The sequence below is a fragment of the Achromobacter mucicolens genome (assembly GCF_029866465.1).
GTDB classification, from domain to species: Bacteria; Pseudomonadota; Gammaproteobacteria; order Burkholderiales; family Burkholderiaceae_B; genus Achromobacter; species Achromobacter mucicolens.
The window spans coordinates 1,992,415-2,018,062 of record NZ_CP123364.1; the positions used below are offsets into that span (position 1 = coordinate 1,992,415).

Genomic DNA, 25,648 nt, shown 5'->3' on the forward strand with positions numbered 1-25,648 from the left:
CGGGTTCAGGCGGGCTGGGCGAGCCGGTCGCCGCTGCGGCACAGCTCGCTCAGCATGCGCAGGCGGCGATGCGGGTTGGCGACGAAGGGGTTGGCCGTGTCCCAGGCGTAGCCGGCCAGGATGGAGCTGATCATGCGGCGGATTTCCGGTTGCGCCTGCTGGTAGAAGACGACGTCCTGGAATTCGCCGGTGTACCAGCCCTGCACATACGCGCGGAAGGTTTCCACGCCGATCATCAACGGGTCGGCGAACTCGGCTTGCCAGTCCACCTGCGCGCCGCCCAGTTGCCGGTGCAAGGCGTCCGAGGCCAGCTTGGACGAGCGCAGCGCGATGGTGACGCCGGACGAGAACACCGGATCCAGGAACTCCGCGGCGTTGCCCAAGAGGGCGTAGCCGGGGCCGTGCAGGCGGGTGACGCTGGCGGAGTATCCGCCGATGGTGTTGGCCGGCGTGTCCCAGACGGCGTTCTTCAAGACGCGCTTCAGGTTGGGCGCGGCATCGGCCATGGCGCGCAATGTGGTCATCAGGTCCTCGGCGGGACCGCCAAAAAGGTCATCGCCGCCGACCACGCCGAACGAGCAGCGGCCGTTGGAGAAGGGAATCAGCCAATACCAGATGCCGCGCTGTTCGGGGTGAACCGTGATCAGGATCTTCTCGCGGTCAAAGCCGGGATCGTCGATGCGGTCTTCGATGTGCGTGAAGATGGCCTTGCGGGGCGGCAGGCCGGACGGGCGTTCCAGGTCCAGCAGACGGGCCAGCACGCGGCCGTAACCGCTGGCGTCCAGCACGAACTGGCTCTTGACCTGGTAGGCGCTGCCGTCGGTGCGGCGCACGTCCAGCAAGGGCCCGGCGCTGCCGAAGTCCGCGGCGGTGACTTCCTGCTGATAGCGCACCTCGACGCCCTGGCGCGCGGCGTCGTCCGCCAGCACCTTGTCGAAATGCGCGCGCTGTACCTGGAAGGTCGTGCCCGGCCCGGCGGTGAACTTGTCGCGGAAGTCGAAGTACGTGTAGGCGTCGCCGCAGGCGAACGCGGCGCCGTTCTTGACCTGGAAGCCCGCGGCCTGGACGGCGGGCAGCATGCCGGCCTCTTCCACGAATTCCAGGCAATGCGCGAGCAGGCTTTCGCCGATGGAGAACCGGGGGAACTGCTGGCGCTCCAGCATGAGCACGTCATGGCCCTGCCGCTTGAGCAGTGCCGCGGCAACCGCGCCGGCGGGGCCCGCCCCGATAACCACAACTTCCCGATGTTCCATGCTGGAGGTTTCCATGATTCCTTGGTGAAAGAGGCAGATGTCAGGCCCGCCGGGGCGGCCCGACCCAGGGCGCCCACAGGAGCGAAAAGGCGACGCCCAGTGCCACCGCCAGCCCGAAGTTGGCGATGGCGGGCGTGTGGCTGAGGGCAAGCAGTCCGAAAGACAGCAGCGTCGTGACGGCGCCCAGCAGAATGCCGACGAGGCTGGCGGCGGCGCCAGCGACGCGCTCGTACATGAAGATGGCGTAGTCGACGCCGATGGCCGACACCAGCAGCAGGCCGAAGAGGCTGAAGAGCGTCAAGGGCTGGCCCAGGTAACCCAGCGCGGCCAGGCTGCAGGCGGTGGCCGCCAGCGGCACGGCAAGGATGCGCCAGGTGGCGGCGCGTCCCAGCGTCAGAAGCAGCAGCACGGCCGCGGCCACGTAGGACAGCAGCTTGAGTTCGGCGGCTTCGACCCGCGTGGCGGCGAACATGCGGTTCAACTCGCCGCTGCGGTCGACCAGCGTGACGCCTGGCGCGGCCTGCGCGATGGCTGGCAGCGCGGCCGGATCGGTCAGGCCCAGCAGCGAGATCATGCCGGCGTATTCGCCGTCGTGCTGGCCTAGCCACAGCGCGCGCCAGCGTTCGGCCTGCGGGCCTTGCAGCGCGCCGTCGATGGTGACGACCGGCAGCGCCGCCAGCGACTGCAGCTCCTGCGTCACGGCCTCGAGCGGAATGCCGAGGTCCGTCATGGGCTTCCACACTTGCGGTTGTCCGGCCAGTTCGGCCAGGCGGCGGCCCAGGGCCTGCTGGTCGGCGGCGGGCGAGACAAGCTGGCTGAGCGCGTTGTAGGTGGCCAGGCCGCCCCGCTGGACCAGCGTGTCGAGCGCTTGCGCGACCCGCGCCTGGCGGCGCAGCAGTTCGTCGGGATCGGGGGCGCGGACCAGAAAGAACTGGCTTGTGGGCACAAAACCGGTGATCTCGCCGATCTGCCGGGCCTGCTGCATCAGCGGCGCCGGCAGGCTCAGCCATTGACGCAGATCGTCCTGGATGCCCAACCGCGCGATGCCGCCCGCCGTCATCGCCACCAGGACGGCCGCCCCGGCCCACAGGACGCCGCGCCGGGCGCCCAGCCGTTCGCGCGTGGCGAGCGCGGCCTGGGCAAAGTGAAGCAGCGGCAGCCAGGGGCGCGGCTGCCAGCCCCGCATCCACGCCGGAAGCTGGCACACGGTGCAGGCATACGCGCCAAGCAGGCCGGCCGCCGAGAACACGGCGGTCTGGGTCAGCGCCGGAAACGGCGTGAACGCCAGCGCGACATAGCCCACCAGACTGGCGGCCAGGCTGATCGTCAGACCGGGCAGCACGCGGCGCAGCGCGGGCCACGCTTGCCAGTCCGGCATCCCGAAGCGCTTGCCCAGCCAGTGCATGGGAAAGTCGACCGCCACCCCGATCAGGCTGGCGCCGATGACCAGCGTCAGGACGTGGATCGAGCCGAATACCGCGACGCACGCGACCGCGCCGGTCACGAGGCCCACGGCCACCGGCACGAAGGCCAGCAGCACCCGCCAGCGGCGCAGCGCCAGCAGCAGGACGAGCACGATGCCGATCGTGGCGCCGGACCCGATCCAGCTGCTTTCGGCGACCGCCTGCGCTTTGCCGGCCGCCGCGTACAGCGCGCCGCCCGCCACCAGCATCTGGGCGCCGCCGGCTTGCAGGGCCTCGCGGTCCTTGGCGATCTGCGTGGCGATGCGTTGCGGCGCATCGGCGTCGAACGCGTCGCCGCGCGTCTCGGCGCGCACGAGCACCCAGCGTTTGCCGTTCTGCTGCGCCTGCAGCGTGCCCGAGCCCATGTCGTAATGCACGGGTCCGCCGGGCCTGAGCGATTGCTCGGCGCGGCGCGTGAGCCCCAGCCAGTCTTGATCGGCCGGCACGAGGCCCGACGAGGAGAACGGATCGGACAGCTCGCGCGCGCGGCGCTGTGCGAATGCGGCGGGATCCGTCTCAAGCAGTTGGCGGTCCGACAGCGGCAGCATCGCCAGGCGGCCGGCCAGCAGTTGTTCGCGCAGGGCGGCCAGGTCCACATTCACTTCCACCTGCACGACCGAAAAGAGGCCGCTGTCCGACCAGCGTTTGGCAAGCAGGCGCGCCGGCTGCGCGGGGTCGGCGCCATCCGGGGCAGACACCAGCGCGATGAGCTGGCGCGACAGCGGTTCCTGGATGCGGGCCTCGGCCAGCTGGCGCGTGGCGTCACTGGCGCTTTGCGGCACCAGCTCCATCAGGTTGGCCGACACCGGCCAGCCATTGCGGCATTGCCAGGCGCCGGCAAGCAGCACCAGCAGCAGCCCCAGCTTGAAGAGGCGGGGCAGCCAGCGTTCAGTCCGAGAATGCACGCTGTTCCTCGGGCGTGAGCGCGTCGGCCGCGACCGCGCCCGTCATCTGCAGGACGCTGCGGTCGCCTTGCGTCTCGCGCAATTCGATGCGATCGACCAGCGCGCCGCCGTCGATCTGGATCGTGCTGAAGATCTGCTTGAGCAGCGCCGACCGCGGCGTCAGCGTCAGTTTCCAGGCGGTCGCCTCGCCCGTCAGCGCCAGGTCGAAGTTCTCTTCGAGCCCGCGCGTGTCGCCGGCCAGGACCGACAGGAATAGCTGGTTCTCGCGTCCCGCGCCGGTGTGCTGGGGCAGCGCCTGCCAGGCGCCCGATTCGTCGCGGCGCGCGATGCCGTCGGCGTTGATGCGCAGGTCCTGGGCGATGGGCGTACGCAGGAGCCACAGCAGGCCCTTGCCCGCCGCCAGCGTGAAGTCGCCCCGGCTGGTCAGGGGTTGGGGCAGCGACCGCAGGAATTTCTGCTGGACGAACTGCCCGCGCACGATCGGCGTGGCGCGCAGTTGCTGTTGCAGGGCGTTCAGGTCGAACGCCTGGGCGCTCAAGGGCAGCAGCGCCATCGCCAGCAGAAAGAGAAATCGGGTCAGGCGCATGTCGCGGTCTCCTGGGATTGAAGGGCGCGTTGGACCGCATCAACGAAGACGTTGGGCGAGGTCAACTGCATTTCGCGGCTGGCCAGGCACACGGCGACCTGCTCGGAGGTCGCCCGGGTGAGCCGCTGGCCCGTGGCTGCGTCCTGGATCAGGTAGTTGATCTTGAGGCGGTGCTCCCATTCGACCAGTTCGGCGCGCACGACCAGGCGTTGGCCGAACTGCGCGGGCTGGGCGTAGCGCAGATGCAGGTCGATCACCGGCCAGGCGTAGCCGCTTGCCCGCATCGCGTCGTAGTTGTGGCCGATCCGGTCCAGAAGCTCGCAGCGCGCCTGTTCCAGGTATTTGACGTAATGGCCGTGCCACACGACGTTGATCGAATCGACATCGAAGAAGGGCACACGGATTTCGACCTGCGCGCCGATCGCGCCACGTTTACGCATCGTCTTTCCAGAAGGGGTAGAAGTTGAACCACTGCAGCGGCGCGTCGCGGCAATGCGCCGCCAGACGGTCGGCATAGCGCTGGGTCCAGACGGCGATCTGCGCCTGCCGGGTCGCGCGCGTCCATTCGACGCGCTCGGTCAGGCGCTCCATCGAGACGCGATAGCGGCCGCCGTGGCGGGTGCAGCGCAGCAGGTTCACGGGGCAGCCCAAGAGGCCCGCCAGAAGCCATGGGCCCTGGGGGAACAGGGCGGTGGCGCCCAGGAATTGCACGGGCACCGTGCGGTCGCCGCGCAGCGGCACGCGGTCACCGGCGATGGCAAGCCATTCACCGCGGTCCAGGCGCTTGGCCAGATCCAGCATGACGGCGGCATCCAGCTCGCTGACCTGGATCATGCGCAACCCGCCTCCGGCCTCGTCGAGCAGGCGGTTGAAATGAACGGCGTGCTTGCTGTGCACCAGCACATTGAGCCGCAGCGCGCCGGTCTGCTCCGCAAGCGCGCGGCAGATTTCGAGGTTGCCCAGGTGCGAGCCCACCAGGATCTGGCCGCGGCCGTGGCCCATCTGGCCATGCAGGCCGTCCGGGTCCGCGATATCCAGACGCGCCATCGTGATCTTGCCCTGCCATACGTCCAGCTTGTCCAGCATGGCGGTGGCGAAGGCGAGGTACTGGCGGTACACGGGCAGGGCGCGCGGCAGCGGCGCGGCCAGTTCGCCGGAGGCCGCCACGCGAGACTGGTACACCGCGATCGCGCGCCGCGCGCGGGCGCCAAACGCGTAGAAGTACAGCACCACCACCCAGACCACGGGGGCGACCGCGCGCCGTCCCAGCCTGCGCGCGGCCCAGGCCGTCAGGCGCATCAGCACGGGGCTGCCGCGTTCGCGCTGCCCGGCCCAATGCGGATCGGCCACGCTCATGGCTGGGCGCTCCGGGACACGCGGCGCCACAACAGCGCCGGCGACCGGGCCAGCATGCCGAAAAACAGGCGCGCGTGCATGCGGCTGATCAGCACGTTGTCTTGCAGGCCCTTGAAATGCGAAATGCCGCCCTCGGGGTAGACCACGCGCGTCGGCAGCCAGGCCATGCGCACGCCGCGCCAGTGCAGCCGCACCAGCACGGCAATGTCGAAGTCCATGCGCTGGCCGACGTGGGCGCCGTCGATCACCGGCAGCACGGCTGCCAGCGGGTAGACGCGAAACCCGCACATGGCGTCGGGGATGTCGAGCGACAGGGTGTTGATCCAGACCCACACGCGGGTCAACCAGCGGCCGTAGAGACGGCTGCGCGGCACGTCGTCGCCGTACACGGGCGCGCCGCAGATCACGGCGTCCGGCTGCTCGCGCGAGGCTTGCGCGAATAGCGGGATGTCTTGCAGCGCATGCTGGCCGTCGGCGTCCACCTGCAGGGCATGCGTGTATCCTAATGCCAGCGCGGCCCGCAAGCCATCCTGCACTGCGGCGCCCTTGCCGCCGTTGACTGCGCGGCGTACCAGGTGGGTGTCGCGCCGTTCGGCCAAGGCGTCCAGCACGGCGGCGCACGCGGGCGCCGAGCCGTCGTCCACCAGGACGCAAGGCAGGCCTTGCGCGGCAAGCTGCGCGACGACCGCGGCGACGGTGCCGCCGTGGTTGTACACGGGCACGACCGCGCACAGCTTATGCGGCGTCATGGCTTGCTCCGTGGAGAATGCGCCCGGACGAGCACGGGGCGTCATTCACCGTGAACGTGAAGTAGAGCTTCTGTTTGGCGGTATCCCATTTCAGCGTCAGGACGGCGGCGTCGCCCGGACGAAGCAGACGCTGGAACTTCAGCGCTTCCATGCCCGCGAAGTTCAGGCCGGGGTGCAGGTCACGCTGGGCAAGCGACATGGCCCAGCTGATCTGCGCCACGCCCGGCACGACCGGCGCCGCGGGAAAGTGTCCGCTGAAGTAAGCCAGGTCGTAGGGAATGTCCAGCGTATAGCGGCGTTCGTTGTCCGGTTGGCCGGGCAGGCCAGCCGGGATGGCGGCGGGCGCCACGGAGCGCGGGCCGGCCGCGGCCTCGAAGTCGGCTTGCGGCAATTTGCCTTGGGCGTTGGCGGGCAGGTGGGGCAGCAGCCGCCAGGTGCGCGGAATCGCCAGCGATTCGAAGCGCGCGGCCAGATGGCCGCGAAGCGCGTCCACCACGGCTTTGCGGCCCTGGTTGCGCAGTGCATGCAGGCCGTGGGCCGACAGCGCAACGAGCGCGGTCAGGCGCGTGGCGCCGGCGGCCTTGCCGAGCCGGACGTCGGTCGCGAAGGCATGTTCCATCAGCGCGTGTTCGATCATGGGCAGCGACACGCGCTTGTCTTCGATCTTCATGATGCGGTCCAGCCTGCCGAGCAGCCGGAAACCCGTCGCTGTGAGCTCGGCGCCATCGGCGGTCTGCGCCTCGCTGGACTGCACCCAGGGCGACGACACGCGCAGCGCGCCTGCGTCGTTCAGGTCGACGCTGACGCCCGGCAGCGGCTGCCAGTCGGTGTCGCCGGTGCGCCAGGCGACCGCGCCCGTTTCAGAACTGCCGTAGATCTCGGTGGGGCGCAGTCCGAGCGAACGTTCGATGTCGTCGGATACGTCAAGCGGCAGCGCGCCGCCCGACGAATGGATGCGCGTCAGCCGCCCGCGCAGTTGCGCCGCGTCCAGGCGCTGGCCCAGCCGGCGCAACAGCGCGGGGCTGGCGATCCAGGCGAATGTGGGAAAGCGCAGGCTGGCCTGTTGCAGGTCTTCGGGGTACAGCCGCTGGCGGCGGTCGATCTGGCGGCCCGCGCAAAGCGGCCACAGCACGCGAAAGGGCAGGCCATACATATGCTGGGCGGACACGCTGCCCAGCACCGGTGTCTGCGTGTCGGGCCATTGCCGCTGCAAGGCGTCGATCTCCGCCGCAAGCTGGCGCCATTGCTTGACGATGTGCTTGGGCGCGCCGCTGGAGCCCGAGGTGCACAGCACCAGCGTCACCGATGCATCCAGTTCGGCGGGCGCGAGCGGCGGCTGGTCCAAGAGGTCCGCCAGCCGCCATTGCCGCGCGGCAGGCACGGGCAGATCCGTGTCGGTCAGCCATGCATCGACCGTGCCGTCCAGGCCGTTGCAGGTCTGGCCCTGGTTTTCTCCGGGCAGGACGGCCACGACGCCCGCGCGCCAGCACGCGAACAGCGCGCAGGCCAGTTCCACCGCGTCGTCGAACCACAGCGCGGCGCGGCGCACCGGGCGCGCGCGCAACGCGCCCGCCACGGACAGGGCGTTCCGCGCAAAGACCTCACGGGTGATCGCCGGGCCATCCGCGATGGCGGCGTCCATGCCGCCAGGGGCGGGCATCAGCAGGCGGGGCAGGGGCGTCCAGGCCATGGCTTCAGGCGGCCTTCGCGGCGGCGGGGCGCACGAGCCATTCGCCGGCGGCCATCATGCCCATCAGCACGTAGCTGGCGCAGCCGTTGTAGGCCACCCACCAGCTCCACGGCGCCCAGGCCGCCAGCGCGGCAGCGGTCGCGCCGTTCAAGGCGAAAAACACGCACCAGGCGCGGGTCACGTTGCGGGTGTAGCGCACGCCCTCGGGCGGCAGATCGGGGTGGCGCAGGCGCGCCAGGCGTTCCACCACGGGCTGTCCGGCGCGCAGGCTCATGCCGAAAATGGCCAGCATCATGGCGTTGACCAGCACGGGATACCAGCGCAGCCAGCTCTCGGAATTGGTTACCGCCAGGATCAGGCAGAAGACCAGTGCGGCGGCGGGCAGCAGCTTGTCGCCGGGCTGCGCGGCGCGCGCGGTCAGGCCGCGGGCCAGCCACAACAGGGCCAGCGGCAAGGCCAGCCAGGCGGCGTTCACGCGTCCCAGCATCGCGTACACGACGAAGGGGTAAGCCACTGCGGCGGCGGCCAAGGCGGCCGCGACGCCACGGTTCATGCGGCCGGGTCCTGCTTTTGCCACATGGCCTGCACGACGTCTTCGACGGTGCGGACCGTGCGGAAGTCGTTGGCGTCCAGCTTGCGGCCCGTCTGGCGGCGCACGTGGTCGATGAGGTCGATCGCGTCGATGCTGTCGATTTCCAGATCGGTGTACAAATGCGCGTCGGGCGTGATCCGTTCCGGTTCGATTTCGAACAGTTCGACGAGGGCGCCGCGCAGCGTGTTGAAGATTTCGTCGCGGGTGTGCATGGTGACTCCGTATGCGTCAGTCGCGGCGTTGCGCAGTGACAAATGCCGCCAGGCTGGCAATGCTGGCGAAATGCTCGCGCATGTTGCGCGTTTCGGGATCGATGGTGATGGCGTAGCGCTTTTGCAGCGCCAGGCCCAGCTCCAGCGCGTCGACCGAATCCAGGCCCAGTCCGTCTCCGAACAGGGCGGCTTCGCGGTCGATGTCGTCGGGCGTGATGTCTTCGAGCCCGAGGGACTCGATGACGAGCGTCTTGAGCTCAAGTTCCAGTTGATTCATCCAGCTTTGACTCCACTTGCGCCGCCGTGGGCGGCGGCGCGTTCATTGGGGCGCCCTGTGGCGCCTGCGGCGCCAGCTTGGCTTCGAAATAGGCGTGCAGGTAGGCATTCATCTTGCGGCCGGCGATCGGCAGCGGATGCGCCTGGCTCCAGGTCGCCGGGTCGATGTCTTCACCGACCTCGATGACGTAGCGCATGCGCGAGGGCGGAATCCGGTACCAGGGCTCGCCCTTGGTGAGGCTGCGCGGATTCATCCGGATCACGACCGGCGTCACGACCTGCGCGCCGCGCAGCGCAATGGCGCATGCGCCGCGATGAAACTGCGGCATGGCGTCCGGCGGCGTGCGCGTGCCTTCCGGGAAGACGATCAGCGTTTCGCCATTGCGCAGCACATCAGCCGCGCGGTCGAACATGTCGAAGCTTTCGTCATTGGTGATGTATCCGGCATTGGCCACGGGGCCGCGGGTGAAGGGATTCGTGGCCAGGCCATGCTTGACGATGCAGTTGGCGTTCTTGACGTGCCCGACCAGGAACACCACATCCAGCAGCGACGGGTGGTTGGCAAGAATCATCTGGCCCGGGCGGCCCAGGCGGTCGGCGCCCTTGAATTCCACGGTCAGGATGCCCACGCGCACCATGAACCGGATGAACAGCCTGAAGGTGCCATTCAATGCCCAGCGGGCCCGGCGTTGGCGGTCCTGGCGGTCGCCCGGCAGCAGGCGCTGGGGCGGAAACACCATCAGGCGCAGCAGCACGCCGCCCACCCCGAACATGGTGAAGGCCATGCCGGTGGCGACCAGCCGCCAAAGCCAGAAATCTTGACGAACTTGAGCCGGGGAGGTCATGCGTTACGTGTCCAGGTCCATTGGCGGCTGCGGTTGGCGTGCCGCCAGCTTGGGGTCTGCAGCGTCAGGTGGCGGACCAGATTCAGCGGATTGGGCCACACTTGCGGCGCCGCACCACTGTTGCCAGCCGGATCCATCGAGAGCGCCCAGTCCGTGCCCGGGCACAGGCGGAACGCGGCGGCGTAGGAAAACGGCGCGTCGGCCACCCAGGGCGCGTACGGGCGCGGCGGCACTTCCTCGGCCAGCACCACCAGCACGTTGTCATGCCCCTGGCCGAACAACAGGGCGGCTTCGAGGAAGGCGTGCTCCAGGCCGTCGTCCTCGACGGACAGCGCCACGGACTCGGCCGTTTCGCGGCGTATGATCGACCATTGCGCGGCTATCGCGTTGTGCACCGACAGGCCAAATGCCGTGGGCGACAGCGGCTCGTCCGCCGCCAGCGACTCAAGCAGTCCGAAGTTGCGCGTGGTTTCTCCGTGCCGCGAGGCGAAGACGAACGGCATGTCCGGGTATCCGTCGGCAAGCGGCCACGCGCACGCAAACACCCCGCGAGCCAGAGGGCTGAGGCGGCGGCGCTGCATGGGGGGCAAGAAGTCGAGGCGGGCGGCGGCCTGATCTCCGAGGGGGCAATACGGGTGTTCCGCCCAGTGCTGCCAACTGCTCGGGTCTTGAAATCCTGGTGTCCAACCTTGCCAATGCGCGATGGAGAACGTCAACATAGCGCGCGATTCTACTATGGCAAACTCGGCTCAAACTGTTTTGAATGGTTACACATCACACAAATTGGCTTATATTTCTCGCATTATTTTCTAAATAGTTACGTTCTCCGTTGGATATTCAGGAACTTTTAATCTGGTGGGCGGATCAAAGCGCCGCCTCTATATATAGCCCCGAGCAGCTGTCCGCCGAAGACGCTGCCCGAGCGGCTGCGATCCGCAGCGGCAAGGCGCTGCGCGACTGGAAGGCCAGCCGCGCGCTGTTGCATGACGTGCGCAGCCGCCAGCCCCATTCCCGCCCGGCCTCGCTCAGCCACAGCAACGGTCACGCCATCGTGGCCACCGCCCCGGCCGGCTGGAAAATCGGCGCCGACCTCGAGGCAATCTCCCCGCGCGACGTGCAGGGGCTGGCCCAGTGGGTGTGTTCGGCCGCCGAACGCGACCTGTTGGCGGGACTGCCCGACGAGGCGCGCCTGCTCCGCTTCTACCAGCTATGGACATTGAAAGAGGCCTTCATCAAGGCCGCCGGCCTGGATTTTCCGGCTGACATGGCATCGGTGGGCTTGTGTCCGGCGCCGTCCGGTTTGGCGCTGCGCCCGCCGCCGGGACGCTGGCGGGCCTGCTCCTATCGGGTGGGCGCCGGCTGGATGGCCTCGGTGGTTTGGCAGGCCCCACAAGGATCGGCGGGGGAGTTCGCGCAACCCGTGTGGACCGGCGCGGCCGGCTGTCAACTGCCGCATGTCCTGATACAAGGTTGTTGGCTGCCCGATACGACTTGAAACCGCCCTGACGTTTCGCCGCTCGCATTTAAAGATGTATTATGAATATATGTTTAAAGGCGATCCTGTTCGCCATTCAAGGAGCAGTTGATGTTGAGTCCCCAAATCCGCGAGCTGGTCAAAGCCACGGCCCCCGTCCTGAAGGTCCATGGCGTCGCCTTGACCAAGCACTTTTACGCGCGCATGTTCCAGCACAACCCGGAACTCAAGCACGTGTTCAACCAGGCCCACCAGGCGGGCGGCGCGCAGCAGCACGCGCTGGCCGGCGCGGTCACCGCCTATGCCGAGCACATCGACGATCCCTCGGTGCTGATGCCGGTGGTGACGCGGATCGTGCACAAGCACGTCAGCCTGGGCATCCGGCCCGAGCACTACGCCATCGTGGGCAAGCATCTGCTGGCTTCCATTCGTGAGGTGCTGGGCGAAGCCGCCACCGACGAACTGGTGGACGCGTGGGCCGCGGCATACGGCCAACTGGCCGACCTGCTGATCGCCGAAGAGGCCCGCCTGTATGCGGAATCGGCCAACAAGCCCGGCGGCTGGACCGGCTGGCGCGCGTTCCGCGTCGTGGGCAAGCAGCCCGAAAGCGCCGAAATCACCTCGTTCTACCTCGCCCCGGCCGACGGCGGCACGGTCCCGGCTTACCGGCCCGGCCAGTATGTGTCCGTGCGCGTGTTCGTGCCGGAACTGGGCCTGATGCAGCCGCGCCAATACAGCCTGTCGGACGCGCCCGGCCAGGATCGCCTGCGCATCTCCGTCAAGCGCGAGCCGGCCGGCGACCAGACGCCGGCGGGCCGCGTGTCCAACGCGCTGCATGACCGCCTGGAAGAAGGCGGCGTGCTGGACGTCGCGCCGCCGCAGGGCGATTTCCACCTGCGCGAGGACGGCGATGCGCCCGTCGTGCTGCTGAGCGGCGGCGTGGGTCTGACGCCCATGGTGTCGATCCTGAACCATCTGGTGCATGCCAATGACGCGCGCCAGATCCGCTTCGTGCACGGCTGCCGCAATCGTTCGGTGCACGCCATGCGCGACCACGTGAACGACATCGCGGCAAAGCGCGCCAACGTGCGCAAGGCGGTGTTCTACGAAGAGGTGGGCCACGGCGACCAGGCCGGCCGCGACTACGATCACCAGGGGCGCGTCGATCTGCACGCCATTCGCGACGAGGCCATCGTGCCGGGCGCGGACTACTACTTGTGTGGCCCGGCGGCCTTCATGCGTGCGCAGCGCGAGGCGTTGCTGGTGCTGGGCGTGACCGAAGACCGCATCCACGCCGAAGCCTTCGGCACCGGCGGCGTCGCCGGCTGACCGGTGTATCCTGGCGGCCCGACGTTTCCGGGCCGCCCGGTCCACATGTCCTGACCACCATGCAACTGAACCGATTCACCGACTTCGGCCTGCGCGTCCTGATGTATCTGACGCAATGCCGCGACCGGTCCGCAGCCGTCACGATCCCCGAGATCGCTGACCGCTTTGGCCTGTCGCGCAATCATCTGGTCAAGGTCGTGCATTTCATGTCGCAGCGCGGCTGGGTCAGCACCACGCGCGGCAAGGGGGGCGGGCTGAGCCTTGCCCGCGCCGCCACGGAATACCGCGTCGGTGATCTGGTACGCGAGCTCGAGCAGCAGGGTCCGCTCATCGATTGCCGCGAACCCCCGTGCGCGCTGGACGGCGTGTGCCGGCTGTCGGGCGTGCTGGCGCAGACGCTGCAGGCCTTCTACGACACCCTCAATGGCTACACGCTGGCCGATCTGGTTCGGGAACCGACCGCCGCCGCGATCATCAAGCTGCACCGCGTCGCCTGAATCGGGGACATGATGTTTGGTTATGGCTCCTGCGGCGTTTGGCATTTGCCGGCGCGGGGGCGGCCGTTACAGAATGGCCGTGTTCGCGGTCTACTTGGATAACGGTATGCGCGTTTGCGTAATTGGCGCCGGCGTCGTCGGTGTGACGTCGGCCTATTTCCTGGCGCGCCAGGGTCATGACGTGGTGCTGGTCGACAGCCAGCCCCGCCCGGCGGAAGTCTCCAGCTATGCCAATGGCGGTCAGCTCAGCTACAGCTATGTGGCGCCGCTGGCCGGGCCCGGCGTGCTGCCCAGCGTGCCGGGCTGGCTGCTGCGCCATGATTCGCCGCTGCGGTTCCGGCCCCGCCTGGACCCGCATCAGTGGCGCTGGTGCCTGCAATTTGCGCTGGCCTGCCGCGCGTCGGTCGCCAAGGCGTCCACCGCCCAGATGCTGACCCTGTCCTACCTCAGCCGCGATGTCATGCACTCGCTGCTGGAACAGGAAGACCTGGCTTTCGGCCACCTGAAGAACGGCAAGCTCATCGCCTACCGCAGCCCCGATCTGCTGGAAAAGGCGCGCGCGCTGGTGGCGTATCAGGCGGCGCACGGCGCGGACCAGCAGGTGCTGGATGCCGCCCAGACCGTGGCGCGCGAACCGGCGCTGGCCGGCATGGGCGCCAGCCTGGCGGGCGCCATCTATACCCCCAGCGAAGAAGCCGGCGACTGCCGGCAATTCACCGAAGCGCTGTTCGACCGCCTGCAAGGCCTGGGCAACGTGCAGTGCGCCATGTCCAACCCGGTGTCCGGCCTGCAGCGCGAAGGCCGCCGCATCGTCGCGGTCAACACGCGCGACGGCGATATCGGCGCCGACGCCGTCGTGCTGGCCACGGGCATCGGTACCCGCGCCTTGCTTGGGCCCCTCGGTCACGACGTGCCGCTGTACCCCCTGAAGGGCTACAGCCTGACCGTGCCGCTGGCAGACGACGACACCGTGGCGCCGCGCATCAGCGTGACCGACTACGAACGGCGCATCGTCTACGCCCGCGTCGGCGGCGTGCTGCGGATCGCGGCCATGGTGGACATCGGCAGCAACAACGCCGACATCGACCCCGCTCGCGTCGGTCTTCTGAAAAAACAAGTGCTCGAAGCCTTCCCGCAACTGGACCTGCGCCAGGCCATTCCGTGGGCAGGCCTGCGCCCGGCCACGCCCACCGGAAAGCCGCTGATCGGCCGCAGCCCGGCAGCCGACAATCTGTGGCTGAACGTGGGGCAGGGCGCGCTGGGGTTTACCTTGGCCTGCGGCAGCGCGGCGTTGCTGACGGCGCAAATGGGCGGCCTGGAGCTGCCGCTGGATCCGGCGCCGTTCAAGCCCTGAACCTCGAAGCGTGAACGCGGCGCCGGCAAGGGCGATGTCCATTTTGCGATAGCACGTGCCATTTCGTCGGCAGACGGGCTGACGCGGGCTCAATAGGATGACGATCACTCCTTCGCCAGACCGCATTCTTGCGGGCTCGAAGGAGCCGATCCCTCCTTCGAGCCTTCCATCATGTCCTATCTGTTTCCGTTGTTCGCCATCCTGTTCTGGGCGGGCAACGTCATCGTCTCCAAGATGGCCGCCAGCGCCATCTCTCCCACCGCCATCACCTTCTACCGCCTGCTGCTGGCGCTGTTCCTCATGGGGCTGTTCACGGCCCGTCCCGCGTGGCGCAATCGCAGGGTCATCCTGCGCCACTGGCCAAAGCTGGCGCTGTACGGCGCGCTGTCGTCGGCGGTATTCCAGGCGCTGTCGTACCGGGCGGCCGAAACCACCACCGCCACCAACATGGCCATCCTGACGGCGCTGATTCCGCTGCTCAGCATGCTGGGCAGCGTCGTGATCCTGCGCGATCCGCTGACGGTCGGCATGGCCGCGGGCGGGGCGTTGTCGTTTCTGGGACTGTTGTATCTGGTGGGGCAGGGCGACATGCTGAGCGTGTTCCAGCATGGCGTGCATGTGGGCGATGGCCTGATGCTGCTGGCCGCGTTGTCGTACGCGCTGTACGGCGTGCTGCTGCGCCACTGGAAGGTGCCGGTGCCCGCCTGGCAGTCCACCTTCGTGCAGTCGATTTTTGCGCTGATTTATATGCTTCCTCTGTACCTGCGGGTGCCGGCCGCCCAGGCCGCGCTGGACGTCAATACCATTCCGCTGATCCTGTACGCGGGCATTTTCTCGTCGGTGCTGCTGTCGTATCTGTGGATCGAAGGCGTGCACCGCTTGGGCCCGAACCGCTGCAGCATCTTCATCAACCTGCTGCCGCTCTTTACCGCGCTGGCCGCTTTCGTGATGCTGCGCGAGCACCTGCAGCGCTATCACGTCCTGGGCGGCGCGGTCACGCTGGCGGGCGTGCTGCTGGCGCAGACCGTGCAGCGGCCGCTGTTTGGCGCCGGGCGCGCGCTGGCGGCCGGCAAGGCGTAGCCCCGCCGTTCACGGGCGTTCAAGACAGGCGCCCGCCACCGACGCATAGTGGCCGCTTTGCGCGGTGAGGCGATGAGCATTTTTCAAAAGACCACGATTGCGCTGGCCCGGAGCCCGGCGGTCGGCCAGGCGATGCGGGCGATGGCCGCCCGGACATCGCTGGCGCGCCGGTTCGTCGGCGGCGCCGGCGTGGACGAAGCCGTGCGCACCGCCGTGAGACTGCGCGAGGCGCACGGCATCCGCGCGTCGCTCTTCTATCTGGGCGAGTACGTGGCGGATCGCGCCGCCATCGACCACAACGTCGGGCAAGCCATCGACGCCTGCCGGGCGTTGGCGGGCGCGGGCCTGGACGTGCATGTCTCCGTCGACCCCACGGCCATCGGCTACATGCACGCCGACGCCCTGGGCGAGGAAAACGCGCGCCGTATCGGCAGGGCGGTGCAGGCCGCCTCGGGCACGGGGCGGGACTGGCTGGTGCTGGACATGGAAGATTCCGGCATCCGCGACCGCACGTGCGCGCTGCACCGGACGCTGCTGGCCGCGGGCCTGCCGGCGGGCCTTACGCTGCAGGCGCGGCGCCGGCGCACGCCCGAGGATCTGGTCTGGGCGATCCGCCAGCGCACATCGCTGCGGCTGGTGAAAGGCGCCTTCCCCGAGCGTGCGCTGGACCACGCCGGGCGCGCGCGCATCGACCAGGCCTATCTGGACGCGGCGTCCATCATGTTGTCGCGCGAGGCCCGCGAATCGGGCTTTTACCCGGTGTTCGGCACGCACGACGACCGGCTGGCCGGGGCCATCGTCGATCTGGCGCGCGAGCGCGGCTGGCCCGCCGAGGGATTTGAATTCGAAATGCTCTACGGCGTGCGTCCGGACTGGCAGATTGCGCTGCGCGGATTGGGCTATAACGTCAGGGTTTATCTTCCGTTCGGCGCGGACTGGTGGCCGTATGCCATCCGCCGCGTCGGCGAAAATCCTCGCAATGCGTGGCTCCTGGCCCGTTCGCTGACCTCGGACGGGCATTACTTCGGATAGCCGCGACTGGCTGGCGCAACATGGCGGTTTCTCAACACATCTGGCATTGCGGCGCGGGACTGCCCGGCGACGTGCTGATCGCGGACCTGCGCGCCTACCGGTACGCGCCGCATTTTCACGACGCCTGGTCCATCGGCGCCATCGAGCATGGCCGGTGCGAGTTCACCGTGCAGGGCGAGGCCCACGCCGCCTGCGCGGGCGAACTGGTGGTGATCGCGCCGGGACAGGTACACACGGGCGGCACGGCCGTCGGACCGCTCGCGTATCGCATGGCGTACATCGATCTGGCCTGGTTCCAGGACCACGCTCGCGCGCTGCATGCGCAGGGCGCGCGGCTGGCGGGACCGGTGATCGCGGATGCCGCCCTGTGCGTGCAGTGGCTGGACGCTTTGACGCCTGACGAGATCGCGCCCGCCGAACGCAGCGCACGCCTGTCCGCGGCCCTGTTCGGCACGCTGGCCGCGCACGGAAAGGCGCTGGGGGAAAGCGGGACGCCCGCTGCCGGTACGCCCGAAGCCGGTATGCCCGATGCCGGTACGCCCGCCGCCGGTATGCCCGCAGCACCTCCCTCCGATGACCTGTCCGCCATCACCGACGTCTGCGCCATGCTGCACGCGCGCATGGCCGCGGATCCGTCCTGCGCGCCCGACCTGCAAGCGCTGGCGCAGGCGCAGGATCGTCATCGGACCACACTGGTCAAGCAGTTTGCGCGGCGTTACGGATTGCCGCCGCAGGCGTGGCTGCGCAACTGGCGCGTGGCGCGCGCGCGGGTGCTGCTGCGCGGCGGCTTGCCGCTGGCTGACGCGGCGCAGGCGGTGGGATTTGCCGACCAGGCGCACCTGACGCGGGTGTTCAAGCAGGTTTACGGCAGTCCGCCCGGCGTGCTGGTGAGAGCCGGCGCGGTGGGCTCCCACACGTTGTGACTGCGGGGCGTTTCAAGCCGGTAATCCGAATATTTGCGCGTGAAGAATTCCGCGCCCAGCGCCTGCGCGGCGGCCAGCGGGCGCCGCGGATCCAGCGCCACCTCGCCGCGCCGGTTGCCCGCGCCGTGCACATATCCCACGAAGTCGGAATGCGTGTAGCGCGCAAACTCCTGCACCTGATGCACGATGCCCAGCGCCGCGCCGGGATAGGTCTCTTCGGACGCCACCGTCAGTCCGAGCCGCTTGCCGGCCATGCGTGCCTTGACGCGTTCGGGTTCGGGGCCGGAACCCGCGTAGTGGCTGAAAGATCGGTCAAAGAACGCCTTGGTCTGCGCCGACATTCCATACCAGTAGATGGGCGTGCAGAACAGCACGCCATCGGCCGGCAGGAAATGGTCCAGGAAGAGTTCGGCGTACCGGTCGGCGGGCGGTTTGGCATGGCGCAGATCGGGCAGCAGGCCCTGGATGTAGTCATCCAGGAAAAAGAGGGAGGCCGAAATGCCAGCCGCCTGCGCGCCCTGGCGCGCGGCGTGGGCCAACGCCGCGCTGTTGCCATTGCGGCGCGGGCTGCCCACCAGGATCAGCAATCGTTGTTTTGGGTGATTTGAATTCATTCTTGGCTCCTTGGTGAAATGCTGGGACTACGTTCGGATAGGTAATCCTGATCTCCAGGCAGGGCCGCGACAACTGACAATTCCTTCACTAAGATGAATCCTGTTCATCTCAGGAATCGCCCATGTTCGCCACGCTTCCCGTCACTGCGCTGCGCACGTTCGAGGCCGCCGCGCGGCTGCGCAGTTTCAAGCTGGCCGCAGCCGAACTGTCCGTCACCCCGACGGCGGTGTCGCATCAGGTCAAGGCACTGGAACGCCATGTGGGGTGCGCGCTGTTCGATCGCGTTCCGCGCGGCGTGCGGCTGACCGACCAGGGGGCGCGCCTCTTTGCCGGCGTGCACGGCGCGTTGCTGGACGTGGCGCAGACGCTGGACGCCTTGCGGCCCGCGCCGGAATCCGGCGCGCTCACCGTGTCCACGACGCATTCCTTTGCGGCGTTGTGGCTCGTGCCCCGGCTGGGGCGCTTTCACGAGGCCTACCCGCAGTATCAAGTGCGCCTGGATACGTCGCCTGATCCCGTGGACCTGCTTAAGGACGCCAGCGTGGACGTCGCCATCCGCTACAGCCGGGTGCGCTATCCCGCATTGCACGCGGCCTGCGCGCTGCCCGAATGGTTCGGGGTATACGGCGCGCCGGCGCAGGTTGCCCGTGCGGGCCGGCGGGCGCCGGCCCTGGTGACGGTGCGCTGGCGCGACTCGCCCTTATACGAACAGGGGTGGCAGGCGTGGTGCGAAGCCGCCGGCCTGCCGGCATGGAAGCGGCCGGTGGCGGAGCACGCCTACACCGAGGAACACTACGCGCTGCAGGCCGCCATTGCCGGGCAGGGCCTGGTGCTGGCCAGTTCGGTGATGGTGTCCGACAGCGTGGCCGCGGGCACGCTCGCGCCTTATCGGCCCGAGGTCCGGGTGCCGGGCGCGGCCTACACTGCGCTGTGCGCGCCGGGGCGCGAGCGTCATCCGCCCGTCAAGGCATTCCTGACATGGTTGCGCAAGGCCTTCCAAGGCTAGTGGCTGGCCGCGCGCGGCATCCGTGGTGAGCGCACGCGCGGCGGGACAGGATGCGCACGAGCGGGTACATTGACGTCGCCGCCCGTGTGCGGCGTTCGCGTTTTCAGACTACGGAGTGCGCCCCGCCGTGAACCGATTCCATGAAATGACGGTATTTCTTGCGGTTGCCGACGCGGGCGGCTTTGCCGCGGCAGCGCGCCGGCTGGAGATGTCCGCGCCCAGCGTCACGCGCAGCGTCGCCGCGCTCGAACGCCGCCTGGGCGCCTTGCTGCTGGTGCGCACGACGCGCAGCCTGCGCCTGACCGAGGCCGGCCAGCGCTACGCCGCCGATTGCCGCCGCATTCTCGACGAGGTCGAGCAGGCCGATGACGCCGCGGCGGGCGCGATGGCGGTGCCGCGCGGTGCGCTGTCCATCACCGCGCCCGCGCTGTTCGGCGAGCTGCACGTGATGCCGGCGGTGCTGGGCTATCTGCGCGGGCATCGCCAGGTGTCGCTGCGCGCGCTGCTGGTGGACCGCGTGGTGAACCTGGTGGACGAGGACATCGACGTGGCCGTGCGCATCGGCGCGCTGCCGGACTCGTCGCTGACGGCGGTGCCGGTGGGCCACGTGCGCCGGGTGGTGTGCGCCGCGCCGGGATTCCTGAGCGCCCATGGCGAGCCGGCCGACCCCGAATCGCTGCATCGCTTCTGCACCATCACCGCGGCCATGGAAGGCCGCGGGCCGCAATGGCGCTTCCTGCAGGACGGCCAGAGCCTTCGCTTGAACATGCAGTCGCAATTGACCGTCACCTCGTTCCAGGCGGCCGTGGCGGCTGCCCGCGAAGGCTGGGGCCTGACCCAGGTGATGTCCTATCAGGTGGCCCCGCACCTGGCCAGCGGCGCCTTGCAGGTGGTGCTGCGCGACTTCGAGATGCCGCCCGTGCCCGTCCATCTGGTGTATCCGGAAGGGCGGAAAAGCTCGGCCAAGGTGCGCAGCTTTGTCGATTTCTGTGTCGAGGCGCTGCGCCGCGACCTGGCGGCGCTGCCGGCCTGACCCGTTTATTTCATTTCCGGCAAGAGTGTCTTGCCGGCGCCGGCCGTTCTCCATTGGCGCGGGCAGGCTCAAGATGGTGGCTCGAATCCACCTGAGAGCCTCCGATGCCATCCACCTCCTCGCACTCCGCCCCGGCGCAAGCCGCCGCTCCGCTCAAGTTCTACAGCTTCGCGCTTTCCGGCCACGCGCATCGTGTCGCGCTGATGCTGTCGCTGCTGGACGTGCCGCACCAACGCATCGACGTGGATCTGCGTCAGCGTGAGCAGAAGCGTCCCGAATTCCTGGCGCTCAACGCCTTCGGCCAGGTGCCGGTCATCGACGACAACGGCGTGGTGGTGGCCGACTCGACCGCCATCCTGGTGTACCTGGCCAAGCGCTACGGCGGCGGGGCCTGGCTGCCCGAGGATGCGGCGGGCGCCGCGGCCGTGCAGCGCTGGTTGTCGGTGGCGTCCGGGCCGCTGGCGGGCGGTCCGGCGTCGGCGCGGCTGGTGACGCTGTTTGGTGCGCCGCTGGATGTCGACGCCACGCTGGCGCGCGCGCATGCGCTGCTTGCCGTGATGGAAAGCGAACTTGCGCAGCGCGACTTCCTGGCTGGCAGCGAGCCCACCATCGCCGATGTGGCCTGCTATGCCTACGTGGCGCATGCGCCTGAAGGCAACGTGTCGCTGGCGGACTATCCGCGGATCCGCGCGTGGCTGAGCCGCATCGAGAACCTGCCGCGCTTCGTTCCCATGGAATCGTCGCCAGTGGGCCTGCTGGCCGCCTGATTCCCGCCAATCGACCGCGAGGACATTGCCATGAACCTTCCCGAAAACACCATGCCGTCGCCCTGGCACGAGGGTGAATTGCAACTGCAAGCGCACGCGGGCGTTGCCGCGCGCATGGACATGGTCGGCCGCAAGGTCATTCGCGACTACATGCCCGATCAGCACCGCGAATTCTTCGCGCAGCTGCCGTTCGTGGTGGCCGGCGCGGTCGACGACCAAGGCGATCCGTGGGCCGGCATCCTGGAAGGGCAGCCCGGCTTTGCCGTGTCGCCGGACCCGCACACGTTGCGCATCGCCGCCATGCCGGACGCGGACGACCCGTTGCGCGCAGGAATGGGACTGGGCAAGCCGGTGGGATTGCTGGGTATCGAATTGCACACCCGCCGGCGCAACCGCATGAACGGCCGCATTGCGGCGTGGGACGGCAAGCGCTTTGACGTGGCGGTGGCGCAGTCGTTTGGCAACTGTCCGCAGTACATCCAGTCTCGCGATTTTTTCTTTGCGCGTTCGCCGTCGCTGCGCTTTGCCGCCGCGCGGGAGGAGCGCGCGGGGCTGGACGACGCGGCGCGCGCCCTGATCTCGGTGTCCGACACCTTCTTTGTGGCCAGCTATGCGGACCGCGATGAAAGCGTGGACGGACGCGCCGTCGATGTCTCGCACCGGGGCGGCAAGCCCGGCTTCGTGCGGGTGGATGGCGATGTGCTGACCATTCCGGACTTCTCGGGCAACCGGTTCTTCAATACGCTGGGCAATCTGGCCGCCAATCCCGTCGCGGGGCTGCTGTTCATCGACTTCGAACGCGGCGACGTGCTGCAACTGACGGGAAGGGCGGAGGTGATTCTGGACAGCCCGGAAATCTCGGCCTTCCAAGGCGCCGAACGCCTGTGGCGCGTGCATGTGCGCCGGGTGGTCAGGCGGCCTGGCGCGCTGGCCTTGCGCTGGCGCTTCGATGCCTGGTCGCCCACGGTATTGGCGACGGGGCGCTGGCCTGCCGCGGCCTAGCGGCTGTCTTGCGTCACCTTGCGCACGACCGTGTCGCCGGGGCGCAGCGGGCGGCCGTCCTGCGCGCGGATCTCCATGCGTTGCACCGGCTGGCCGCGCTGGCGATCGATCAACGTCGAGTGCGGCTCGTCCGGTCCGAAATAGTGGTCCTCGCCCCATTGGCGCAACCCGACGATCACCGGAAACAGCGCCTCGCCTTTTTCCGTCAGCACGTATTCCTGATACGCGCTGCCGTCGGACGCCGGGGCGACGGCAAGAATGCCGTGCGCGACCAGCGTGCGCAGCCGGTCGCTCAGGATGTTCTTTGCCATGCCCAGATTCTTCTGGAATTCGCCAAACCGGCGCAGCCCGTCGAAGGCGTCCCGCACGATTAGCAGCGACCACCAGTCGCCAATGGCGTCGAGCGAGCGGGCAACCGGACAGGCGGCGCCTTCAAGGCTGGTGCGTTTGACCATGCGGACTCCTTGCGCTGGCTGAGGGTGAAGTTGGTTGCATTATAAAACCTCATGAACTAGCATTCTGGTTTCGTTATAAAACCAAATGAATCATGACGCCAACCCCGCGATCCCGCGCGCCAGGATGCGACCAGACCCCCCAATGCCGCCCGCGCTGGTGCTGCTGTTGACCGCCGCCTGCGCCTTGAGTGTTGCCAACGTGTATTACGCACAGCCGCTGCTCGATGCGATCGGTCGCGAGTTCCGCATGGATGAGGGTGCGGTGGGCATCGTCGTCACCGCCACGCAACTGGGCTGCGCGCTCGCCCTGTTCTTCGTCGTGCCGCTGGGCGACCTGCTGGACCGGCGGCGACTGATGCTGGCGCAGCTGGCACTGCTGGTGCTGGCTCTAGCGGCGGTGGCGGCGTCGACAAGTTCGCCCTGGCTGCTGGCCGGCATGGTGGCGTTGGGCTTGCTGGGCACGGCGATGACGCAGGGCCTGCTTGCGCTGTCCGCGGCCCTGGCCGCACCGGCAGAGCGCGGGCGCGTGGTGGGCGCGGCGCAGGGCGGGGTGGTGATCGGCCTGTTGCTGGCCCGCACGCTGGCCGGCGCCCTGGCGGATCTGTGGGGCTGGCGCGCGGTCTACGTGGTGTCGGCCTGCCTTTCGGCGGTGCTGGCGCTGGTGCTGGCCCGCTGGCTGCCGCGGCGGCGCCTGCCCGTGGCCGGGCTGGGTTATGGCGCGTTGCTGCGCTCGGTCTTCACGCTTCTCGCGACCGAGCGCGTGCTGCGAGTGCGCGGCACGATCGCGCTCTTGATGTTCGCCGCGTTCAGCGCATTCTGGACGGCGCTGGTGCTGCCGCTGAGCGCGCCGCCGCATTCGCTGTCGCACACGGCGGTGGGGGCATTCGGATTGGTGGGCGTCGCGGGCGTGCTGATGGCGGCGCGCGCCGGCCGTCTGGCCGACGCCGGGCACGGCCAGCGCACCACCGCGCTGGGCTTGGGCCTGCTGTGCGTGGCCTGGGTCCCCATTGCCTTGCTGGACCACAGCCTGTGGCTGCTTGCGCTGGGCGTGCTGGTGCTGGATCTGGCGGCGCAGGCGCTGCACGTGACCAACCAGGCCATGATCTTCAGCATCAGTGCGCAGGCGCACAGCCGCCTGGTCGCGGGCTACATGATGTTCTACGCCGTGGGCAGCGGCCTGGGCTCGATTGCCGCGACGGCCGTGTATGCGCGCGCCGGGTGGCTGGGCGTTTGCGCGTTGGGCGCAGGCATCAGCGTGGCGGCGTTGGTGTTCTGGGCGGCAACGGCGCCGCGCGCCAACTGCGCAAGGCAGGGTCGGGCGCGCGCCTGAAGACGTGCGCGCCCGCCGCTTGCCAGGTTACGGCTGAACCTCGTACTCCGCCGTGCCCAGCACCACCGCCGCCAGGCCCGGCGCCTGCGTCAGCTTGTGCAGCGCAAAGCATTGCGCGGTGGCGATCTTGGCGTTGTGGAAGTCCGGGTCTTCGGCCTGCAGGTCCAGGCTGGCCAGCAGCGCGCGGGCCATCTGCCAGCCGGCGAAGGTCGTGCCCGCCAGCAGCAGGTAGGGCACCGCCGCACCAAAGACCGCATTGGGATTGCCGGCCGCGTTGGCAAGAATGAACTCGACCGCGCTGGCCAGCGCTTCGCGGGCCTCGCGCAGCGGCTTGAGCATGCGGGCGGCGGCGGGCTCGCTGCGGGCTTGCAGGTCGGCCTCGGTCTGGCGGACCGCGTCCAGCAGGGCGCGCGCCACGGCGCCGCCGTCGCGCAGCGTCTTGCGGCCGACCAGGTCGTTGGCCTGGATGGCGGTCGTGCCTTCATAGATGGTCAGGATGCGCGCGTCGCGGTAGTACTGCGCCGCGCCGGTCTCTTCGATGAAGCCCATGCCGCCGTGCACCTGCACGCCCAGGCTGGCCACGTCGATCGACATTTCGGTGCACCAGCCCTTGACGATCGGCACCAGGAATTCCTGGATCGCCAAGTGGCGCTTGCGCTCGTCCGCATCCGGGCTGGCATGCGCCAGGTCCGCATGGCCCGCGGTGACGTAGGCCAGCGCACGCCCGGCTTCGGTCAGGGCGCGCATGGTGCCCAGCATGCGGCGCACGTCCGGATGCTGGATGATGGGCACGGCCTCGCGCGACGAGCCGTCCACGGGGCGGCTCTGCACGCGGTCGGCGGCGTACGCCACCGCATGCTGGTAGGCGCGGTCGGCGATGGCGATGCCTTGCACGCCGACGGCATACCGCGCGGCGTTCATCATGATGAACATCGCGTCCAGGCCGCGGTTCTCCTGGCCGACCAGGTAGCCCAGCGCGCCGCCGCCGTCGCCGAACTGAAGCGTGCAGGTGGGGCTGGCCTTGATGCCCAGCTTGTGCTCGATGGACACGCAGGCCACGTCGTTGCGCGCACCCAAAGAGCCGTCTTCGTTGACCAGGAACTTGGGCACCAGGAAGAGCGAAATGCCCTTGACGCCGTCGGGTGCGTCCGGCAGGCGGGCCAGGACCAGATGCAGGATGTTCTCGGCCAGGTCGTGCTCGCCGTAGGTGATGAAGATCTTGGTGCCGGACAGGCGGTACGTGCCGTCGCCCATCGGCTGGGCGCGCGCGCGGATCATGGCCAGGTCCGAACCGGCCTGGGGCTCGGTCAGGTTCATGGTGCCGGTCCATTGGCCGGAAATCATGGGGCCGATGAAGCGCTCGCGCAATTCGGGCGAGCCGGCTGTCATCAGGGCCTCGATGGCGCCGTTGGTCAAGAGCGGGCACAGCGCGAACGACAGGTTGGCGGCGTTCAGCATTTCAGAGCACGGCGAGCCGATCAGGCCCGGCAGCCCCTGGCCGCCGTATTCGGCGGGGTGGGCCAGGCCTTGCCAGCCGGCGTCGGCGTATTGGCGAAAGGCCTCTTTGAACCCCGGAGCGGTGGTCACCGCGCCGTCGTGCCAGGCGCTGGGTTCGCGGTCGGCCGGATGGTTCAGCGGCGCCAGCACTTCTGCGGCGAAGTGGGCGGATTCTTCCAGCACGGCCTGGGCGGTGTCGGGCGTGGCCTCCTCGAAACCGGGCAGGGCTGCCACCTGCGGCAGGCCGGCCAGATGGTTCAACACGAACAGCATGTCTTTCACGGGGGCTTGGTACGTCATGGCGTAGGCGCTCCTGGTTTTATGGAA

At 68.8% G+C, this 25,648-nt stretch carries 27 protein-coding genes; 12 read left to right on the top strand and 15 right to left on the bottom strand.

Features of this window, described 5'->3' with window-relative positions:
• Positions 1-5: 5 nt before the first annotated feature.
• The 12 genes from QEP15_RS09050 to QEP15_RS09105 are packed head-to-tail and all read right to left on the bottom strand — an operon-like array spanning position 6 to position 10,646.
• Positions 6-1,268 carry an NAD(P)/FAD-dependent oxidoreductase gene (locus QEP15_RS09050; protein WP_280148678.1) on the bottom strand — a complete coding sequence of 421 codons (1,263 nt, stop codon included), beginning with the start codon at positions 1,266-1,268 and terminating at the stop codon, positions 6-8.
• 25 nt (positions 1,269-1,293) lie between these two features.
• Entirely contained in the window at positions 1,294-3,621 is a 2,328-nt protein-coding gene (locus QEP15_RS09055) for an MMPL family transporter (protein ID WP_280148679.1), read from the bottom strand.
• Positions 3,605-4,207: an outer membrane lipoprotein carrier protein LolA gene (locus QEP15_RS09060; protein WP_280148680.1), complete on the bottom strand. Its 603-nt coding sequence runs from the start codon at positions 4,205-4,207 to the stop codon at positions 3,605-3,607. The genes QEP15_RS09055 and QEP15_RS09060 overlap by 17 nt, the downstream gene beginning before the upstream one ends.
• Positions 4,198-4,647, bottom strand: coding sequence for an acyl-CoA thioesterase (locus tag QEP15_RS09065; protein WP_056316008.1), 450 nt, complete (start codon positions 4,645-4,647; stop codon positions 4,198-4,200). The genes QEP15_RS09060 and QEP15_RS09065 overlap by 10 nt, the downstream gene beginning before the upstream one ends.
• Positions 4,640-5,563 carry a lysophospholipid acyltransferase family protein gene (locus tag QEP15_RS09070; protein WP_280148681.1) on the bottom strand — a complete coding sequence of 308 codons (924 nt, stop codon included), beginning with the start codon at positions 5,561-5,563 and terminating at the stop codon, positions 4,640-4,642. The genes QEP15_RS09065 and QEP15_RS09070 overlap by 8 nt, the downstream gene beginning before the upstream one ends.
• Positions 5,560-6,312: a glycosyltransferase family 2 protein gene (locus QEP15_RS09075; protein WP_280148682.1), complete on the bottom strand. Its 753-nt coding sequence runs from the start codon at positions 6,310-6,312 to the stop codon at positions 5,560-5,562. The genes QEP15_RS09070 and QEP15_RS09075 overlap by 4 nt, the downstream gene beginning before the upstream one ends.
• Positions 6,299-8,002: an ApeI family dehydratase gene (locus tag QEP15_RS09080; protein WP_280148683.1), complete on the bottom strand. Its 1,704-nt coding sequence runs from the start codon at positions 8,000-8,002 to the stop codon at positions 6,299-6,301. Before QEP15_RS09080 ends, QEP15_RS09075 begins: the two co-directional genes overlap by 14 nt.
• A 4-nt stretch (positions 8,003-8,006) precedes the next feature.
• Complete coding sequence (locus QEP15_RS09085; protein ID WP_280148684.1) at positions 8,007-8,555, bottom strand: COG4648 family protein; 549 nt, start codon at positions 8,553-8,555, stop codon at positions 8,007-8,009.
• Positions 8,552-8,806, bottom strand: coding sequence for an acyl carrier protein (locus QEP15_RS09090; RefSeq protein ID WP_056316019.1), 255 nt, complete (start codon positions 8,804-8,806; stop codon positions 8,552-8,554). Before QEP15_RS09090 ends, QEP15_RS09085 begins: the two co-directional genes overlap by 4 nt.
• 16 nt (positions 8,807-8,822) lie before the next feature.
• Positions 8,823-9,083, bottom strand: coding sequence for a phosphopantetheine-binding protein (locus QEP15_RS09095; protein WP_056316022.1), 261 nt, complete (start codon positions 9,081-9,083; stop codon positions 8,823-8,825).
• On the bottom strand, positions 9,064-9,927 hold the full coding sequence (locus tag QEP15_RS09100) for a lysophospholipid acyltransferase family protein (RefSeq protein ID WP_152384001.1): 864 nt from the start codon (positions 9,925-9,927) through the stop codon (positions 9,064-9,066). The genes QEP15_RS09095 and QEP15_RS09100 overlap by 20 nt, the downstream gene beginning before the upstream one ends.
• Complete coding sequence (locus QEP15_RS09105) at positions 9,924-10,646, bottom strand: beta-ketoacyl synthase chain length factor (protein WP_280148685.1); 723 nt, start codon at positions 10,644-10,646, stop codon at positions 9,924-9,926. The genes QEP15_RS09100 and QEP15_RS09105 overlap by 4 nt, the downstream gene beginning before the upstream one ends.
• A 110-nt stretch (positions 10,647-10,756) precedes the next feature.
• Here QEP15_RS09105 and QEP15_RS09110 point away from each other — a divergent pair, with 110 nt between their 5' ends.
• The 7 genes from QEP15_RS09110 to QEP15_RS09140 all read left to right on the top strand — a co-directional run bounded on the left by QEP15_RS09110 (position 10,757) and on the right by QEP15_RS09140 (position 17,616).
• Positions 10,757-11,422, top strand: coding sequence for a 4'-phosphopantetheinyl transferase family protein (locus QEP15_RS09110; RefSeq protein ID WP_280148686.1), 666 nt, complete (start codon positions 10,757-10,759; stop codon positions 11,420-11,422).
• A gap of 90 nt (positions 11,423-11,512) precedes the next feature.
• Complete coding sequence (gene hmpA, locus QEP15_RS09115) at positions 11,513-12,730, top strand: NO-inducible flavohemoprotein (protein WP_280148687.1); 1,218 nt, start codon at positions 11,513-11,515, stop codon at positions 12,728-12,730.
• 59 nt (positions 12,731-12,789) lie between these two features.
• Complete coding sequence (locus QEP15_RS09120) at positions 12,790-13,227, top strand: Rrf2 family transcriptional regulator (protein WP_217617847.1); 438 nt, start codon at positions 12,790-12,792, stop codon at positions 13,225-13,227.
• A gap of 106 nt (positions 13,228-13,333) precedes the next feature.
• Positions 13,334-14,581 (top strand): D-amino acid dehydrogenase, encoded by a 1,248-nt coding sequence (locus QEP15_RS09125; protein ID WP_056316037.1) that lies wholly within the window; start codon positions 13,334-13,336, stop codon positions 14,579-14,581.
• A gap of 171 nt (positions 14,582-14,752) precedes the next feature.
• Positions 14,753-15,661, top strand: a complete 909-nt coding sequence (locus QEP15_RS09130) for a DMT family transporter (RefSeq protein WP_180100224.1) — start codon at positions 14,753-14,755, stop codon at positions 15,659-15,661.
• Positions 15,662-15,733: 72 nt separating this feature from the next.
• Positions 15,734-16,693, top strand: a complete 960-nt coding sequence (locus tag QEP15_RS09135) for a proline dehydrogenase family protein (protein ID WP_280148688.1) — start codon at positions 15,734-15,736, stop codon at positions 16,691-16,693.
• A gap of 20 nt (positions 16,694-16,713) precedes the next feature.
• Positions 16,714-17,616, top strand: coding sequence for an AraC family transcriptional regulator (locus QEP15_RS09140; RefSeq protein WP_175156713.1), 903 nt, complete (start codon positions 16,714-16,716; stop codon positions 17,614-17,616).
• Here the strand turns inward: QEP15_RS09140 and QEP15_RS09145 are convergent.
• Positions 17,556-18,230 (bottom strand): flavodoxin family protein, encoded by a 675-nt coding sequence (locus tag QEP15_RS09145; RefSeq protein WP_056316046.1) that lies wholly within the window; start codon positions 18,228-18,230, stop codon positions 17,556-17,558. The genes QEP15_RS09140 and QEP15_RS09145 overlap by 61 nt on opposite strands.
• 122 nt (positions 18,231-18,352) lie before the next feature.
• Here QEP15_RS09145 and QEP15_RS09150 point away from each other — a divergent pair, with 122 nt between their 5' ends.
• From QEP15_RS09150 to QEP15_RS09165, 4 genes are all read left to right on the top strand, one after another.
• Positions 18,353-19,237, top strand: coding sequence for a LysR substrate-binding domain-containing protein (locus QEP15_RS09150; RefSeq protein ID WP_152384008.1), 885 nt, complete (start codon positions 18,353-18,355; stop codon positions 19,235-19,237).
• Positions 19,238-19,364: 127 nt separating this feature from the next.
• Positions 19,365-20,270 (top strand): LysR family transcriptional regulator, encoded by a 906-nt coding sequence (locus QEP15_RS09155; protein WP_062842078.1) that lies wholly within the window; start codon positions 19,365-19,367, stop codon positions 20,268-20,270.
• A 104-nt stretch (positions 20,271-20,374) separates the two neighbouring features.
• Positions 20,375-21,037, top strand: coding sequence for a glutathione S-transferase family protein (locus QEP15_RS09160; RefSeq protein WP_152384009.1), 663 nt, complete (start codon positions 20,375-20,377; stop codon positions 21,035-21,037).
• A 30-nt stretch (positions 21,038-21,067) separates the two neighbouring features.
• Positions 21,068-22,039 (top strand): pyridoxamine 5'-phosphate oxidase family protein, encoded by a 972-nt coding sequence (locus QEP15_RS09165; RefSeq protein ID WP_280148689.1) that lies wholly within the window; start codon positions 21,068-21,070, stop codon positions 22,037-22,039.
• Here QEP15_RS09165 and QEP15_RS09170 read toward each other — a convergent pair.
• A complete protein-coding gene (locus QEP15_RS09170; protein ID WP_280148690.1) occupies positions 22,036-22,494 on the bottom strand; it encodes a winged helix-turn-helix transcriptional regulator in 459 nt (152 codons plus the stop codon). The genes QEP15_RS09165 and QEP15_RS09170 overlap by 4 nt on opposite strands.
• A gap of 142 nt (positions 22,495-22,636) precedes the next feature.
• Between QEP15_RS09170 and QEP15_RS09175 the strand changes: the two genes are divergently transcribed.
• Positions 22,637-23,824: an MFS transporter gene (locus QEP15_RS09175; RefSeq protein ID WP_280148691.1), complete on the top strand. Its 1,188-nt coding sequence runs from the start codon at positions 22,637-22,639 to the stop codon at positions 23,822-23,824.
• 27 nt (positions 23,825-23,851) lie between these two features.
• Here the strand turns inward: QEP15_RS09175 and QEP15_RS09180 are convergent, their stop codons facing one another.
• The gene (locus tag QEP15_RS09180; RefSeq protein WP_280148692.1) at positions 23,852-25,621 is read right to left on the bottom strand and encodes an acyl-CoA dehydrogenase; all 1,770 of its coding nucleotides are present in this window, start codon (positions 25,619-25,621) and stop codon (positions 23,852-23,854) included.
• Positions 25,622-25,648 lie beyond the last annotated feature (27 nt).